Below are 13305 nucleotides of genomic sequence, written 5' to 3' on the forward strand. Positions count from 1 at the left end.
ATGTTTTACTCAATCAAGATCGTTATAGGAACGAGCATTATTGGTCGGAGTCCGTTGAATTTTTGCAACTTCAGCAGCAACCATTTGAGCAAGTGACTTTTCGTCCATGCCTGCTGATGGGTACACATTAATGGTCAGTTGCATAGGCGCAGCTGCAGCTGCTGATCCAGTTGTTGCCTGTTGGGAAATAGGTGGACGTGAATCAAACTTGATTGCACTTGTATCGAATGAGCCAAGCATATTTCGGCTGACATTGGTTATAGCTGTGCTTGGTAGTCCTGCATTTTTATCGATGCCCAGTGCTAAACCTTGCATGTTATACGCACCCATCTCCGCAAAAACACGGCTAGGGGAGTGAATACCGAAAGCACTTTTTACGGTAGTAGTGACTGTTGATGCGACTTCTTTTGCTTTGGCGATGACAGCTCCGACTGCACTTCCAATCCCGTTGGCTAGACCTTGCATAAGCATTTGGCCAAAGCCAGTGAAAGTACTCGGTAATTGAATGCCAAAATAATTCATCACGGCAGCGAACGCTTGATAAAACAAACCAATCGGCGACCAATTCAGAATGACTGCACTGATATTCAATATTCCACTGTTAAAAAAGCCAACAAGACGCTGCCACAATTGCGATGCACCAGTGGCAATACTATTCCAAAGATTTTGGAAGAATGGTCCAATCGAGCCCCAATTGCGATAGATCAGGTAAGCAGCCATAGCAAGCAAGGTAATGGCCAGTATCAATGGATTGGCAAGCATGAATCGACCAACCATTAATAACGCATTGCCTAGCCATAAAAATGCGCTGCCAATCAATTTGATGATATTGATTAGTCCAAAACCTTTAACGCCTAATACACCAAAGGTCATGCGAAGCATCGCCATTGGACCAAGTAATGCAACAAGCCCAAGCGATAATGCGCTAAATGTAGCCAGTAAAATGACCATAATTGCGATGGTTTTCATGATGGTATTAGAAAGCTCAGGATTGGCTTTTGACCATGCTCCGACTTTCTCAGTGACATTCGTCAGCCATGTCACCGTTGTTTTGAGTTCAGGTGCGATCGCAGCACCAAAGTTAACCATTGCACTGGTGAACGTTCCTGAAGCGGCATCCCAAAGGTTTTTTAAAGTCCCTAGCTGCTCATTGACTCGTTTTTGTAAATCGGCTTGAGCATTCATTTTTGCCATTGTTTCTGCATAGCCTGCTTTGCCTTTATCGATCAACAAGTTCAAAGCCTGAATAGTCTCAGCATCATCACCAAACATATCGGATAAAATTGGTAAACGAGCTTCAGTCGATAATCCTTTTAGTTTTTCAAGCTGCTTGAACATTTGATCAAGCCCACCGAACTCACCTTTACCATTGGTAAAATTCATGCTGAGAGGGGATTTATTTTTCTTCAAAGACTACGCTATTTTGTCCGTTTTCATCATTGATGCAAAAATTTTACTGTAGGCATTACCTGCTGATTCACCTGCCATCGCTGCTTGATCTGCCATGACGAGAAGCGGTGCCATTGCTTTTGCACCTGCCAAGCCTTCAGCCTTAATCGTTTTCATGCCTGCGGATAGCTTGGAAAAACCTTGTAGCATGTTGTCTGAATCGACACCAAGATAGTAAGCACGTTGGATCGTATCCATTAATCCAAGCATGTCCTTTTCGGATGTCTTGGTTGCATCCTGCATTTTTGCAGCAAATTCGGCAGCAGCTTCAAAAGGCATTTTAAGCTGAACGGCCAAATAGCCTGAAGCTTCGCCTACGCCACCAAGAATGGCTTTATAGCTAATGCCTTGTTGAACAAGCTTTGCCATCATGAGCTGAAATTCAGCCGTTGTACCAGGTAATTGCGTTCCCAGTTTGTTGGCCAGCGAATTAATTTCTGAATATTCTTTGGCGACTAAGCCGTTTGATTGCATCATGGATACTTTCAAAGTGGTCGATGCATCTTCAGCTTCAGCAAAGGCTTTAATTGGGAAGCCAATAGCAGCTGCTCCTGTGGCTGCAGCTGCGCCTGCTGCCATACCTGAACCTGCCATGTTTCCAACCAGTTCCTGCGCCTTTTTATGCTGCTGTGTGATTTCATTTAAGCGTTTTTGGCTTGCAACTTGTTTGTCCAGTTGTTGTTTCTTTCGTTGTAATGCCTGAGTTGTAGCGTCAATTTTTAATTTTAATGATTGCTCATCTCTTGAAAGATTCTTGGTGCTAATGCCTGCTTGAGTTAATCCATTTCTCAATAGCGAAAGTTGGATCTGTTGCTCTTGTTCGGCTTGCTTTAGTTGCTTAACCTTTTGCTTGGCCATTTCAAATTCTTTGGCCATTGCACGAGTAGGCTTTTCAACTTTGGCATATTCTTGAGCTAAACGAGCTGCGGAGGACTTTGCATCCTCCAAATCAGCTTTGGTTTTTTTCAAAGCCCCACTTAATTGACGAAATGACGTGATGTCAGATTGTGCCCTTGATAGCTTTTTAAGTTCCTCACGCTGTGCTTGTAATGCTTTACTCGTTTGTGTGCTAGATCCATAAATTTCTTTTAATGGAGCTGTTGCTTTATCAACCAGTTCAAGCATTGCTTTTAACGTAATTTCACTCATTTACTGTCTGATTCCCATCGTTTTCGGGCACGTTCATGCCAATCTTGTAATTCGTCTATTGAGTAGTCGCTACAGTCATTCGGTGTCCAGTGAAATACAACGGCTAGATCTGCAATGACTTCATCAATGCTTACTGGAAGTCGTCGTCCGTTGTTTTCACGAAAAACTGATGATCTCTTTTCCGATTTTGGTAAGGTCGCTTGGATCGAGGTCATAAACATCATTTGCAGACATGGTTGGGGAAGTGATACGTGGGGTTAATGTTGCGATCGCATTCACGTCCAGTTGTAAAAGATCAGACAAAGTTAAACCACGTAAAGCACCAGTTTTGGGTTTACGGATCGTGACTTCCTTAATGACTGTTTCACCACGTTTAAATCCATAATCAAACTGAATGGTTTTGATATTTGGATCTGAAATCGCTTCAGCATTTTTATTTTGTTCTTCAACTTGGTTTTGTTCAGCAGTATTCATGAATTTATCCTGGTGCAATTAAAATGGGGAGAGGGGTGAACTCGACCTTATAGGCCGAGTAATTCACGGATTTGTTCTGCGACATCGGTATCGCCAAAGCGTTCAATGCCATTGATAAAATCAAGTTCAACTTGCACCACACCATCGACTTCCATACGAAAATAGGTGTAGTTGTAAGTCATGGTGATTTCGGTACGTTCACCGTTTTTCGATTCACCAGGATCAAGTTCGAGGGCTTGCCCTCGCATGTAAATTTCAACGTTTTGTGTGGTGCAATTGTCCTGACGCTCATAGATGCCGACATAGCGCACAGGTAAATCTGAAGCACCACAAACACCCAGTTGGCGATATTGTTTAACGTCAAAGCCTGCATAGGTAACTTCACCTTCAAGCTTTTCATAGCCCATCACCAATGCAACATCGCCGATCATACCTGCGCCACGATAGTCATCTGTTTTCTTGGTGATTTTGGGAATAGTCACGGACTCTGCCACACCTGCCCAATTGTGCATGTCAACGAAGGTGTTAAAGTTTTTTAGCGTACGTGGAAGCATTTTCTAGTCCTTATGATGTAACTGTGCCACCACCAAGCAATTTACTGAAATCCACTAAATAGCGATCTGTAATGCGTTGGTTTAAGCCTAAGTTTTCAAGGGTTGGAACTGGGGTGTAATCGTAGTCGACCCAAAGCTGACCTTGTTGTAAGCCTTGAATTGAGTTCTCAGCAGGGTCATACCAAACCGAGCCACCCAAGAGATGTCGAGCTGTTACATGCTCCTGAATTTCAGCATTGATGGAGTCAATGATGTCCTTCGCTAAATAAGGCGTTAGTGGTTGGTCCACAAATGGAAAACAGCCATTCAAAATGGTGTCTAAAATAAATTGAGCTGTACGAGTGGCGACTTCAAAACTGAAGCGAGGATCGTCAGAACAATTGCGGTTGCCCCAAAAACGAAAGCCTTGATGCTGGATCATGGTGGTGATGTCGTGGCTATTTAAATAACCTGCATCGGTGTCAGAATCTTCGAGATCCCATGTAATCGGTTGACTGATGCCTGTTGGACCAGTCACAGGGATATTGGATAAGGATTTGTGCCAACCGACTTTCTCGTCGGTTTCAGCTCGCAGAGCTGCTGCAGCGACAACGGCTGTAAAGTTGCCGTGTCCATAGAGTAGGGTTGGTTCAGGCATGTGATTCCCATGTCAAAAGGTTGATGGGTCAATCATGCTTTGAATAACTGAATGCTGCTATTTGATGATTCCTGATTAAATGCTATTCAGGATTTGCTGAAATAGAAAAGCCACTCAAAGGTGGCTTTTTATTATTTGATGATGCTCGGCGCTAAACAAAAACTAAAACCACCATCCTGATTGGTCATGAATGTAGGATTTTGTTCAGTATTTGCTGTGAAACTGGTATTAGCGACTGGAACGAATTTCATTCGATATGCAGCATTACTTATGTTTTCTATATACAAGAATCCATCATAGTCAGCAGTAATTTGATTTTGAAACGCTAATGAAATTTGACCAACAATGACACCAATCGTACCACTTGCCACAGGAGTCGTCATATCATCGATATAAATATCCCAATCGCCTGCAATATGAATAAAGCTCATTAACTTGCTTGCCCCCTCACAACTAATTGTGTGAGGGGGATTTACTCCCCCGATTCAGATCCTAAAAATACGTTGCCATTGGTCCATTCAGGCCAAATTAGTTCAATTTCACGATGTGCCAAAGTGTCTCGATATGCTGTGACCAGTTCGGCAGTCGCTAACATCACCGCATTTTCATCACGAGGGGTCACGTAGCTATAAGCCCGTAATTTTTTACAAACGGCTGCTAATGCTTCAACGACGTCGGCGCTTTCGACATCAGGGGCGATGATAATTTTAGGGGTGAGTCCTAGAATGGACTTTGCCGTAAGCAGGGCTTGAATACCTGTACGACCTGCTGATGTGGTTGTGCCAATCACTTTACTCGCTGTAAAGACTTCGCCTGCGATTGGGTTTTGAATACGAACAATGATTAATGTTGGATTGGTAATCAAAGCCATAATTTCGAGACATTTACGCAGGTTGCCTGTTGTGCCTGCGCTTGGTAACGCTCGATTGATAGAAGAAACTCGAACGGGAACGTTCTCAGGAAAGATCAGCGGATCTGCGTCATCGGCAAAGGCAATCATTGCGATAACATTGGTTTGAGTATCACGCATCGGAATAATGCCACTTTGAACTTCACGGCCTGAAATACCGTGGTGGAACTGTGCCATAGAAAACTCCAAAAGTAGGGTTGGCTTTTGGAGTTATATTGATAGTGGATGGGCTAGGGTGCTAATGCTTGTATCCTGATTAAATGCTATTCAGGAAATAAGCATTTTTAGATTATTAATTCCCAATTGCAAACCAATACAAGTCAGTTCCGCCAGTTGGGTCGCTGCCTTCATAGACTTTGAATTGTGATTTACTCACAATTTCCACATAAACTTTACTTGATCCACCGCCACTGGCTTGTTGTGCCACTAATGAAAAGCAGGCGTTCGGAAATGGTATAGGGAAATCATGAGTTTCAAAATCATCACTCACTTTGCCCCACTGTAAAATCAGGTTATTCGGTAATCGAGTAAAACCGTTTGGTGTTGCTGAAAAAGTGCCAAGCATCAAACTATTGGTAGTTAAGGTGCCCAGCACAGTTGCATCGCCTGAGATATTTCCACCAGTTTTGTCGTATTTATCATTTTGTAATGCAGTTATTAATACATTTAAGGATTGTGATAATTCATTAATCTTATTTAGCACCCAATCTTTATTCGCGGTAACAACATTTGGATCGATTTCGATTAATGCTGCTTTTCCTGATTCGGCTGTAATATCGATCACGATTGTAAGTTCACCGCCTGCACCTTCAGCGATGACAGGTTTATAGCCTCCATGATAATTGCCAATGTAGACAAGTTGCCCAGAGCTGTCTTTTAAACCAATTTCATGCAAATTAAAGCCACCAATATTGGCAGGTAGGGTTGCTGTGACAGTTGTCACCGCCCCGTTAATGACAACGGACTGAACTGGGACAGTTGCTCGTTGATGTACAAGTGAAGTACGGCTTTTCTGATCAATTGGATCGTAGGGAACACCATTGGCATCTCCAATGACCATTTGAGTCAATGTAATCGAAGCCACATCGTGCGCTTGAGCCACTTGGGTTGCACCGTAATCGGTGAGGGTCACATAATATTTTGCAGTCATGTTCTATCCTAAAACGTAGTTAAATAAACGGTTTCACCTGAATGGCAGGCACCTGTCATTTGAAATTGACCACTGCTGACCACCGTTGCAGAAATAGAAAAATCATCACGGGCCGACTTAGTGGCTTCGACTGCAGTCTGAATCTGTAAGAGCTGATCGATTGAAATAAACAGTTCGTTAATGATCACAACAAAGGTAAATGGCGGTTGTGTTGGGATGAACTCATGCCATGCTTTGAGCTGATAATTGCTTGCAAATTTACTGATTAAACTTTCCATTGATGAGCGTGTGCCACGTTGGGCATTGAATGCTTTACTCTCTGAAATGGCTTGGCGTTTTTCTGTTTCGTTCCAGTCTGATCGCCAATATTCGACCCGATGATCCCAAGCCAACCAAGCAAGAAAGGGAACAGGGCATAATTCGACTCGATGTAGTTCGACAAAGGGAACAGGCAAAGCAGTCAGACGTTGCCCAAGCTGCTCGATATTTTTTTCAAGTTTGGTGGCATTGGGTGGCAGTAAGCTAGACATCTCTAAACTCCGTAATATTGATTTCGAAGCCGATGTTTTTTGCGTAATTGCTCTTGGCGATCACGATGTCATTGGGGGGATTATTGATAATGACGTTTTGAACTCCGCCCTGGTGCAATGCTCTAAAGAGTCCGCTGCGTGTTACGTCATAGCCAAGTGAGTTGGTGATGTTGATGTATTCAGATAAAGCGGTTTCAGCAGCTTGCTTGACCACTTCAGCATCGGGACCAGGGAATAAAACCAATGAAGCGTTTAATGTCCATTCGATCGGTGTAGCTGCTTTGACTGTGACTTTATCGGTGAAGGGTCTGCGCGTACTTGGCGTTAAGTTTTGGTCCACAAGATCAAGTAAAGATTGGACTGCAATATCATCAATATGGCTTTGTACATAAATATCGACAAAGCCTGCAGTCGGTGTGGTCACGGCAATATCTTTAACATGGCCATGTGCGGATAAGCCCCAAAATTGATAGCAACCTTCTGAGCCTGCGGACATGGATTCAGGTTCGAGTTGAACTCGTCGTCTTAGATCCTCATCTGATTCCATCACTGCAGCGGTGGGTGGGGTAGCATTCGGATTGGCTGCAATAATGGTTTTACGGTAAACGCCACGATTCGCTGCTAAGTGGTCGAGATCTGCACCTTTGGCATAAGCAAGCATCAAAGCTTTGGCTTTCTCATTGATTTGGCCAGTTTTTAGAAATTGGCGATAAGCAAAGGTTTGCAGCAGTTTGACCAGTGGTTCGCTTTCATAATTTAGAACTAGTGCTAGATCAGGATCTCTTGAAATTAGCTCTGCTTTGCATGCTGCTAGTTCGGCTTCATAGTCCAGTGTTTCTAAAACATTGGGAAAAGGAAGGGCTGATAAATCAATTCGGGTCGTACTCATGCAGCTGCTCCGATCAAAAAGTTTTCGTTAAATGGTTTTTCACCTGAAGCAGTGATTTGATTACCTAGAATAAAGAAATCCCATTTCCCTGGTGTTTGAGCTGATTGATTGACTCTGATCTGACTAATCTTGATTCGTGGTTCAAAACGAATCAGTGAAGTGGCTGCAGCGGACATCAGTTTCACTTGGGTAAATTCGTTACACGGTTGATCGATCAGTTCAGGTACCAGTGAGCCATAAAAGCGTCGGCATAAGCGTGTGCCGATTAAGGTGCCTAAAATGTCGTGAATGGATTGTTTTAAATGGGCGTATTCTTGGCTTTCATCATCTGTGATCGCATAGCCTGTAATTCTCGACATGCCTTTCATTAAACGCCTCCAGTCGGTATTGCAGCACTGGTCTGACTTGGTCCGCTCATGACACTACCATGAGGATGTTGAACAAGGCTGACATCTGCTGCTATGACATCGGTATCAGACGTGATGTCTTGTTCGGCGTGGACTTTGCCTTTGAAAATGGTTTCAGGCACATCAAAAACACATTTATTCAGTTTGAAATTGGCTTCACCAGTGGCAACGTTGACCACAAAGCTATACTCACCTAACTCGAAAAATACTTCGTCAGGATTGTCAGTCGGTGGGGGATTAGCTTCAGAAAATAGGCTGATTTGTGGAACAGCAGCGGTGAGTTCACCGCCTTGCGCAGTCATAGAAAATTGTTCACCTAGCGATGGGCATCGCCAAAACTTGACCACACCTGCTGCTATGGTTGGAATAGGAATCCAGTCGGTTTCGTTTTCATCGATTTTTAGGCGCATTTTTCCGACTGAAGCATCGACCGCAATCACGGTACCAATGCCTGCCAAGTTTTGAAATTGCCTGTTTAAATTGCTCATGTTGAAACAAAAAAGCCCATGATGTTTGGATCATGGGCTTTTTAGGTATGGCTTGCTATTTGGGCATTCCTGATTAAAGGTTATTCAGGAAGTTTATGAGTCGGAAGTTAACTTCAAAGATTGTGAATTTAGCCATTTGTCAGAAAGTATTCGTTCATATGTATGTGGAAATGCTAAATATTTAATAATCAAAATTATAAGAGGGGAAATATATGAATAATCTTAAAGTTTTAGGCATAACTGTATTAACTTGTTCTACCCTAACATCATGTAGTTGGTTTTATAAGGATGGAAAAAGAACTAACTTTGATATTATGGATAAATGTTCCTTAAGTACTAAATCAGGTTGTTCTGATTCTGTTTTTTATACAGATGTGGATAAAAAAACAAATGAAAGAAAAACGGTAGCAATTTTAGAGATTGATGAACAAGGTCATTATATTAATGAGTCATATGCCGATAAAATTATTGATTTTGTTAAGAAAAAAAATGAGTCTGATAGTAAGCCTGTAGTCCTTCTTTTTATACATGGTTGGAATCATAATTCAATTGAAGGAGATGAAAATCTTAATGATTTTAAAAAGATAGTAAAGTCAGTAAAAATTAAAAACAAAGATGGGGAATATCGTGATGTTATCGGCGTGTATGTGAGTTGGAGAGCAAAAGTATATCCTAATCACCTAAACCTGACCACCTTTTGGAATCGGAAAAAGGTAAGTGAAGATATTGGTCGTGGTGATCTTCAGCGCTTTATTTTGAACTTAGATGGATTTTTAAGTGATTCCAAACCCCATGAAGAAAAGCCGATATTTATTTTGGCGGGGCATAGTTTTGGGGCTTCAGCTTTATACAGTGCAGTATCTACTATGCTTTTAATGAGATTTGATGAAGGTGTACGTCAACAGGAAAAAGATAGTTCAATTGCTCTTAAAGGTGTTGGTGATTTAGTACTTTTAATTAACCCTGCAGTTGAGGTTACTAGATTCGCTGCTTTACGAGAGCATATATGGAAAAATGGAGGAGAAAAACCAAGGATTTTTAAGAATAATTTAAAACCATTTTTCATTGTGATTGGAAGTGGAACTGATACTGAGACTACTCGGTATTTCAAATTCGGTAGAGAAGTAAACTCTTGGACTGAAAACTATAGAGATACCCAAATTATTGATGGTATATCTAACAAAGAAAAGACTGTAAACGAAAAAAGTATGGATGTTACAGCGATTGGTAATTATGCACCGTACTATACTCACTGGGTAGTTCAATATCAAAGTTATATTTCTGAGGTCATTGAAGATAATAATATAAAACTTTCTAGTCTCAGCAAGGCTTTTGAAAAGCCAATATCTAGAGAATATTTTGATAAGGATCTTATATCTGAAAAAACTTGCGAAATTGAAAATAGAAATTGGCTAATAGATTCTATAAATCATAATACTGAAAGTGAAAACTGGTCTACAGCATATAAACCGACCGATACAAATCGGCCTAAAAACCAAGAGCTTATTTTTAAAAACATTGTTATGCAGCAAGAAAAATCACTTTCTAAACATAATAAAGCTCAATCTGTACAAAAGGATGATGGGTTAGTTGATCAATTGCCATTGAGAATCTCGACTCAATTTATACAAAGTGGGCATTGGAAAAAAAATGAGCCCCAAAAAACATCTGATTACCCAACAACTTGGAAAAATAATCCATATTGGTTTATGAGAGCGAGTGATAATGTAATCCAAGGACATAATGGTATTTGGAATAGAAATTTTAGCTGTTTAGTCATGTCAATCTTATATGCGAATAGTCCAAAACCAGAAGATATGACCCTAGATAAAGTTGAGAAGTAGTGAGAATAGCTCATGTTGAAACAAAAAAGCCCATGATGTTTGGATCATGGGCTTTTTTGATTTGACTTGTCTGATTAAAGGTTTTTCAGGATCGGAAGCTTTTGGCGGATTCTTCTAACACTTGTTTAAGCCTTTGTTCTGCCTGTAACAATACAGAGATCAGGTCATCTTTAGAGAGTTGATTGCAACTATCACTGGTATCGTTTAAGCCCATAGAGGCAACGATATTGAGTGTGGCACGGACTTCATTGACGACGTTGTAATTATCTTCGCTGAGAGAAAAGCAGGGATGTTTCATATGCTTCTCCCTTTGATTGTTTTAATAATTTTTTGAATGAGTGTAGGGGATTGGGCAAAGTTTGGTGATTGGATGCGTTGATAGCAGATTTTGTCGAGACGGTTTTGTGCCGTTAGATAATGGTTCATGAGAAAATTCCAAATTATTTTTAAAATTTTCATCACTCAATGACGCCAATCATAGGGTGATGAGTTGCACGGAGTTGGCGTACCGAAGATCTAATCAACTCGGCGCAACCGAAGTTGCCACCGTACAACTCACCATAACGAACCTTAAACCTAAAATTAAGCGTAAGGAAGTACAGGCGTAAAAAAACCGCTTACGCGGGTCAACGCGATTAGATATGTATCGAGACGCCAATCTCGACCACTCATGTGGAGTCGTCTTAACAAGTTAACTTTGTTGTTTAGTGTTGTCAATAGAAGGTTTTTTTAATAATAAAGGGATCTTAGTAGTCACTTTTTCAAAAAAAGTCTGATTTTCTTGTTTTTGTTTATCCATAAATCCCTGAAAAATATTTGGATCATAAGTAGTTGCAGAAATAATTTCACTTCTGCGTAAAATAAGAAATAAACCATCTTTCTCTTTGTATTGGGTAGTAATTTTTACTGTTAGATTATCTTTATCTCTGTAGCCACTTTTTAAAGGGAAAATAGCTATTTCTTGGGCTAATGAATCAGATTCTGTTGCTTCGCTCAGAGTCATTACGAAACCGATATATACCTTTCTATCATCCATATGAAGCATTAAATCTTGTTGAGTAGTAAAAGAATCGAGCAGAAGCTCATCTAAAGGATTTTCACTGAATGTTTGTATTTTGATGATGTAGATATAATCTAATTTAGCATCACGATACCAATTGAAGAAACTCATAATTAGTGACAATATTTCCTTGAAATCTATTTCCCAACAAAATATTTTCTTAAAATCTATTTTCCAAAAACAAATGATTTTTTTTATTAATTTAAATAATTTACTGAAAATTTTGTTAAACCAAAGAATCTTAATAATATTTTCACCGTATGACCAAATCCATGCAATCAAAAATGATCCGACAGTTAGCATCATATAAAAAGGTAAAGATTTACGCTCAATTTTTAAGGTATTGTTTAAAAGTTTTGTCAATGACCCTAGAAGATCAAAGCCAATTGTGATGCCAAATATTTGAAAAGGTTTAAGTGATAATAAAATTGAAGAAAAAATAAAAGAAAATATTAAACAAATAGCCCCTAAGTATGCACTTTTTAAATAAAGAAGCTGTCCTGTGTAACGGTGTAATTGATAACGGTGTTTATAATTCCATTTTTGGACACAATAACCAGAGATTAGTAACGGGAGAATTAGTAAAAGAAGCATAGATAAATTAACGAGTTGCAGTTACTGGGGTATCTACAGTATCTCGTGAATTACGTTCAAGCATTTCTCGGCGTGCCGTACGGGCATCTTCTAAAGACATAGTCAAAGTGCCACGTCCAATAACACGCATAGATGGGCGACGATTTTTTTGAAATTCTTCAAATCGTTTTTTTTCAGATTCTGTAAGCCCAAAACCTAAAAAGCTCATAAGCGATACCTTATAAAATATTAAAAGTTAACAATGTTATAATAGCTTGTAAGTTATATGATATCTATAAAAAAGGTGAATTTTTAACATAATTATGTAACTATTGTTCTTGAGTGCATAAGCTTAATTTCCTGATAAATAATATAAAATAATTGTTTTAATCCATTCCTGATCGTCTTTACTAAATCCAACCAGTTCTCGAACTGGGTAGCGTGTGGATTTTGCATTTTTGCTCGGTCGGATTGATTTTCCCTCCTGGTGCACCGAAGCCACAAAACCAGTACGTCCACCAAAACCAACCGCAGCATGATCTGCTGAATAATCCGTTTTGAGTTGCTTGCCGATGTTTTGGAACATGGCACCTTGTCGTTTTATATTTCCGATTTGATCTCGTTTTCTTGGGGTAAAGCGTTTGCCGTTTGGATCTCGTTGTTGCTTGATGCGATCACGAAAGCGGACACGTAATCCTTGAGCCAAACGTCGCATAAGTTCTCGACGTTTGGATGGTTCAAGCAATAAGGTGATTTGGTCAAGCCAATGATTTAAACCGTTGATCGCATCCATTGATTAAGTACCTGCACGTATAAATCCGCCTTTGACATCATCCCAAACCAACGGTGGACAAACGCGATAATCGTTGCCTTCAGCCACAAGTTTGTCACGTTGTGGGAAATCAATTTCAAGATCGAATGTTTCGGTATCAATCACTTCAGAATTAAATGAGATCTGAATATCTTTACCAGTCGCATCCAAATGTAGGTTTTTTGATTTGAGCCATTCTCGTAATGCGACGATCACTTGAATCGGATCTGAACGATAATCAAGGATGAGCAGTCGAGCTGTGTATTCCAAATATCCATCTTTAAATGAACCATTGACGATCAGCAAATGGCATTTATCTGCTGTCATCATCTGGAAACGTTCACTTAAAAATTGCTTCAGTGGAATCAGGGCTTTCATGC

The 13305-nt window shown here is 40.3% G+C and carries 17 protein-coding genes and 1 pseudogene; 1 reads left to right on the forward strand and 17 read right to left on the reverse strand.

What is annotated here, in order from left to right:
- Nucleotides 1–9: 9 nt before the first annotated feature.
- The 12 genes and pseudogenes from AC0JIQ_RS06000 to AC0JIQ_RS06055 form a co-directional block, all read right to left on the reverse strand.
- Nucleotides 10–2598, reverse strand: a pseudogene (locus tag AC0JIQ_RS06000) (phage tail tape measure protein).
- A complete protein-coding gene (locus tag AC0JIQ_RS06005) occupies nucleotides 2595–2822 on the reverse strand; it encodes a GpE family phage tail protein (protein ID WP_474202940.1) in 228 nt (75 codons plus the stop codon). The pseudogene AC0JIQ_RS06000 and the gene AC0JIQ_RS06005 overlap by 4 nt, the downstream one beginning before the upstream one ends.
- Nucleotides 2755–3072, reverse strand: coding sequence for a phage tail assembly protein (locus AC0JIQ_RS06010; RefSeq protein ID WP_474202941.1), 318 nt, complete (start codon nucleotides 3070–3072; stop codon nucleotides 2755–2757). Before AC0JIQ_RS06010 ends, AC0JIQ_RS06005 begins: the two co-directional genes overlap by 68 nt.
- Before the next feature lie 47 nt (nucleotides 3073–3119).
- Nucleotides 3120–3626: a phage major tail tube protein gene (locus AC0JIQ_RS06015; protein WP_474202942.1), complete on the reverse strand. Its 507-nt coding sequence runs from the start codon at nucleotides 3624–3626 to the stop codon at nucleotides 3120–3122.
- A 10-nt stretch (nucleotides 3627–3636) separates the two neighbouring features.
- Nucleotides 3637–4263: a phage tail sheath subtilisin-like domain-containing protein gene (locus tag AC0JIQ_RS06020; protein WP_474202943.1), complete on the reverse strand. Its 627-nt coding sequence runs from the start codon at nucleotides 4261–4263 to the stop codon at nucleotides 3637–3639.
- A gap of 131 nt (nucleotides 4264–4394) precedes the next feature.
- Entirely contained in the window at nucleotides 4395–4694 is a 300-nt protein-coding gene (locus AC0JIQ_RS06025; protein ID WP_474202944.1) for a hypothetical protein, read from the reverse strand.
- Between the two features lie 41 nt (nucleotides 4695–4735).
- On the reverse strand, nucleotides 4736–5350 hold the full coding sequence (locus tag AC0JIQ_RS06030; protein WP_474202945.1) for a phage tail sheath protein: 615 nt from the start codon (nucleotides 5348–5350) through the stop codon (nucleotides 4736–4738).
- Nucleotides 5351–5465: 115 nt separating this feature from the next.
- Complete coding sequence (locus AC0JIQ_RS06035; RefSeq protein WP_474202946.1) at nucleotides 5466–6323, reverse strand: phage tail protein; 858 nt, start codon at nucleotides 6321–6323, stop codon at nucleotides 5466–5468.
- 8 nt (nucleotides 6324–6331) lie between these two features.
- On the reverse strand, nucleotides 6332–6853 hold the full coding sequence (locus AC0JIQ_RS06040; RefSeq protein ID WP_474202947.1) for a phage tail protein I: 522 nt from the start codon (nucleotides 6851–6853) through the stop codon (nucleotides 6332–6334).
- Entirely contained in the window at nucleotides 6846–7742 is an 897-nt protein-coding gene (locus AC0JIQ_RS06045) for a baseplate assembly protein (RefSeq protein WP_474202948.1), read from the reverse strand. Before AC0JIQ_RS06045 ends, AC0JIQ_RS06040 begins: the two co-directional genes overlap by 8 nt.
- A complete protein-coding gene (locus AC0JIQ_RS06050) occupies nucleotides 7739–8110 on the reverse strand; it encodes a GPW/gp25 family protein (RefSeq protein ID WP_474202949.1) in 372 nt (123 codons plus the stop codon). The genes AC0JIQ_RS06045 and AC0JIQ_RS06050 overlap by 4 nt, the downstream gene beginning before the upstream one ends.
- The gene (locus tag AC0JIQ_RS06055) at nucleotides 8110–8637 is read right to left on the reverse strand and encodes a phage baseplate assembly protein V (protein ID WP_474202950.1); all 528 of its coding nucleotides are present in this window, start codon (nucleotides 8635–8637) and stop codon (nucleotides 8110–8112) included. Before AC0JIQ_RS06055 ends, AC0JIQ_RS06050 begins: the two co-directional genes overlap by 1 nt.
- Before the next feature lie 212 nt (nucleotides 8638–8849).
- On the opposite strand from AC0JIQ_RS06055, the gene AC0JIQ_RS06060 reads away from it, so the two are divergent.
- Complete coding sequence (locus AC0JIQ_RS06060; RefSeq protein ID WP_474202951.1) at nucleotides 8850–10481, forward strand: hypothetical protein; 1632 nt, start codon at nucleotides 8850–8852, stop codon at nucleotides 10479–10481.
- 85 nt (nucleotides 10482–10566) lie between these two features.
- On the opposite strand, the gene AC0JIQ_RS06065 is transcribed toward AC0JIQ_RS06060, so the two are convergent.
- The 5 genes from AC0JIQ_RS06065 to AC0JIQ_RS06085 form a co-directional block, all read right to left on the reverse strand.
- Nucleotides 10567–10779 carry a hypothetical protein gene (locus AC0JIQ_RS06065; protein WP_474202952.1) on the reverse strand — a complete coding sequence of 71 codons (213 nt, stop codon included), beginning with the start codon at nucleotides 10777–10779 and terminating at the stop codon, nucleotides 10567–10569.
- A gap of 393 nt (nucleotides 10780–11172) precedes the next feature.
- Nucleotides 11173–12135, reverse strand: a complete 963-nt coding sequence (locus tag AC0JIQ_RS06070) for a hypothetical protein (RefSeq protein ID WP_474202953.1) — start codon at nucleotides 12133–12135, stop codon at nucleotides 11173–11175.
- 7 nt (nucleotides 12136–12142) lie between these two features.
- Complete coding sequence (locus AC0JIQ_RS06075) at nucleotides 12143–12343, reverse strand: hypothetical protein (protein ID WP_474202954.1); 201 nt, start codon at nucleotides 12341–12343, stop codon at nucleotides 12143–12145.
- Nucleotides 12344–12466: 123 nt separating this feature from the next.
- On the reverse strand, nucleotides 12467–12907 hold the full coding sequence (locus AC0JIQ_RS06080; protein ID WP_474202955.1) for a phage virion morphogenesis protein: 441 nt from the start codon (nucleotides 12905–12907) through the stop codon (nucleotides 12467–12469).
- 3 nt (nucleotides 12908–12910) lie between these two features.
- Nucleotides 12911–13303 carry a phage tail protein gene (locus tag AC0JIQ_RS06085; protein WP_474202956.1) on the reverse strand — a complete coding sequence of 131 codons (393 nt, stop codon included), beginning with the start codon at nucleotides 13301–13303 and terminating at the stop codon, nucleotides 12911–12913.
- Nucleotides 13304–13305: the final 2 nt, after the last annotated feature.

It is taken from the genome of Acinetobacter sp. FB (assembly GCF_056033405.1).

Bases quoted from the DNA above. Each gene is read 5' to 3' on its own strand.
- AC0JIQ_RS06005 (WP_474202940.1), bottom strand. From the start codon at position 2,822: ATGATGTTTATGACCTCGATCCAAGCGACCTTACCAAAATCGGAAAAG.
- AC0JIQ_RS06010 (WP_474202941.1), bottom strand. From the start codon at position 3,072: ATGAATACTGCTGAACAAAACCAAGTTGAAGAACAAAATAAAAATGCT.
- AC0JIQ_RS06015 (WP_474202942.1), bottom strand. From the start codon at position 3,626: ATGCTTCCACGTACGCTAAAAAACTTTAACACCTTCGTTGACATGCAC.
- AC0JIQ_RS06020 (WP_474202943.1), bottom strand. From the start codon at position 4,263: ATGCCTGAACCAACCCTACTCTATGGACACGGCAACTTTACAGCCGTT.
- AC0JIQ_RS06025 (WP_474202944.1), bottom strand. From the start codon at position 4,694: ATGAGCTTTATTCATATTGCAGGCGATTGGGATATTTATATCGATGAT.
- AC0JIQ_RS06030 (WP_474202945.1), bottom strand. From the start codon at position 5,350: ATGGCACAGTTCCACCACGGTATTTCAGGCCGTGAAGTTCAAAGTGGC.
- AC0JIQ_RS06035 (WP_474202946.1), bottom strand. From the start codon at position 6,323: ATGACTGCAAAATATTATGTGACCCTCACCGATTACGGTGCAACCCAA.
- AC0JIQ_RS06040 (WP_474202947.1), bottom strand. From the start codon at position 6,853: ATGTCTAGCTTACTGCCACCCAATGCCACCAAACTTGAAAAAAATATC.
- AC0JIQ_RS06045 (WP_474202948.1), bottom strand. From the start codon at position 7,742: ATGAGTACGACCCGAATTGATTTATCAGCCCTTCCTTTTCCCAATGTT.
- AC0JIQ_RS06050 (WP_474202949.1), bottom strand. From the start codon at position 8,110: ATGAAAGGCATGTCGAGAATTACAGGCTATGCGATCACAGATGATGAA.
- AC0JIQ_RS06055 (WP_474202950.1), bottom strand. From the start codon at position 8,637: ATGAGCAATTTAAACAGGCAATTTCAAAACTTGGCAGGCATTGGTACC.
- AC0JIQ_RS06060 (WP_474202951.1), top strand. From the start codon at position 8,850: ATGAATAATCTTAAAGTTTTAGGCATAACTGTATTAACTTGTTCTACC.
- AC0JIQ_RS06065 (WP_474202952.1), bottom strand. From the start codon at position 10,779: ATGAAACATCCCTGCTTTTCTCTCAGCGAAGATAATTACAACGTCGTC.
- AC0JIQ_RS06070 (WP_474202953.1), bottom strand. From the start codon at position 12,135: ATGCTTCTTTTACTAATTCTCCCGTTACTAATCTCTGGTTATTGTGTC.
- AC0JIQ_RS06075 (WP_474202954.1), bottom strand. From the start codon at position 12,343: ATGAGCTTTTTAGGTTTTGGGCTTACAGAATCTGAAAAAAAACGATTT.
- AC0JIQ_RS06080 (WP_474202955.1), bottom strand. From the start codon at position 12,907: ATGGATGCGATCAACGGTTTAAATCATTGGCTTGACCAAATCACCTTA.
- AC0JIQ_RS06085 (WP_474202956.1), bottom strand. From the start codon at position 13,303: ATGAAAGCCCTGATTCCACTGAAGCAATTTTTAAGTGAACGTTTCCAG.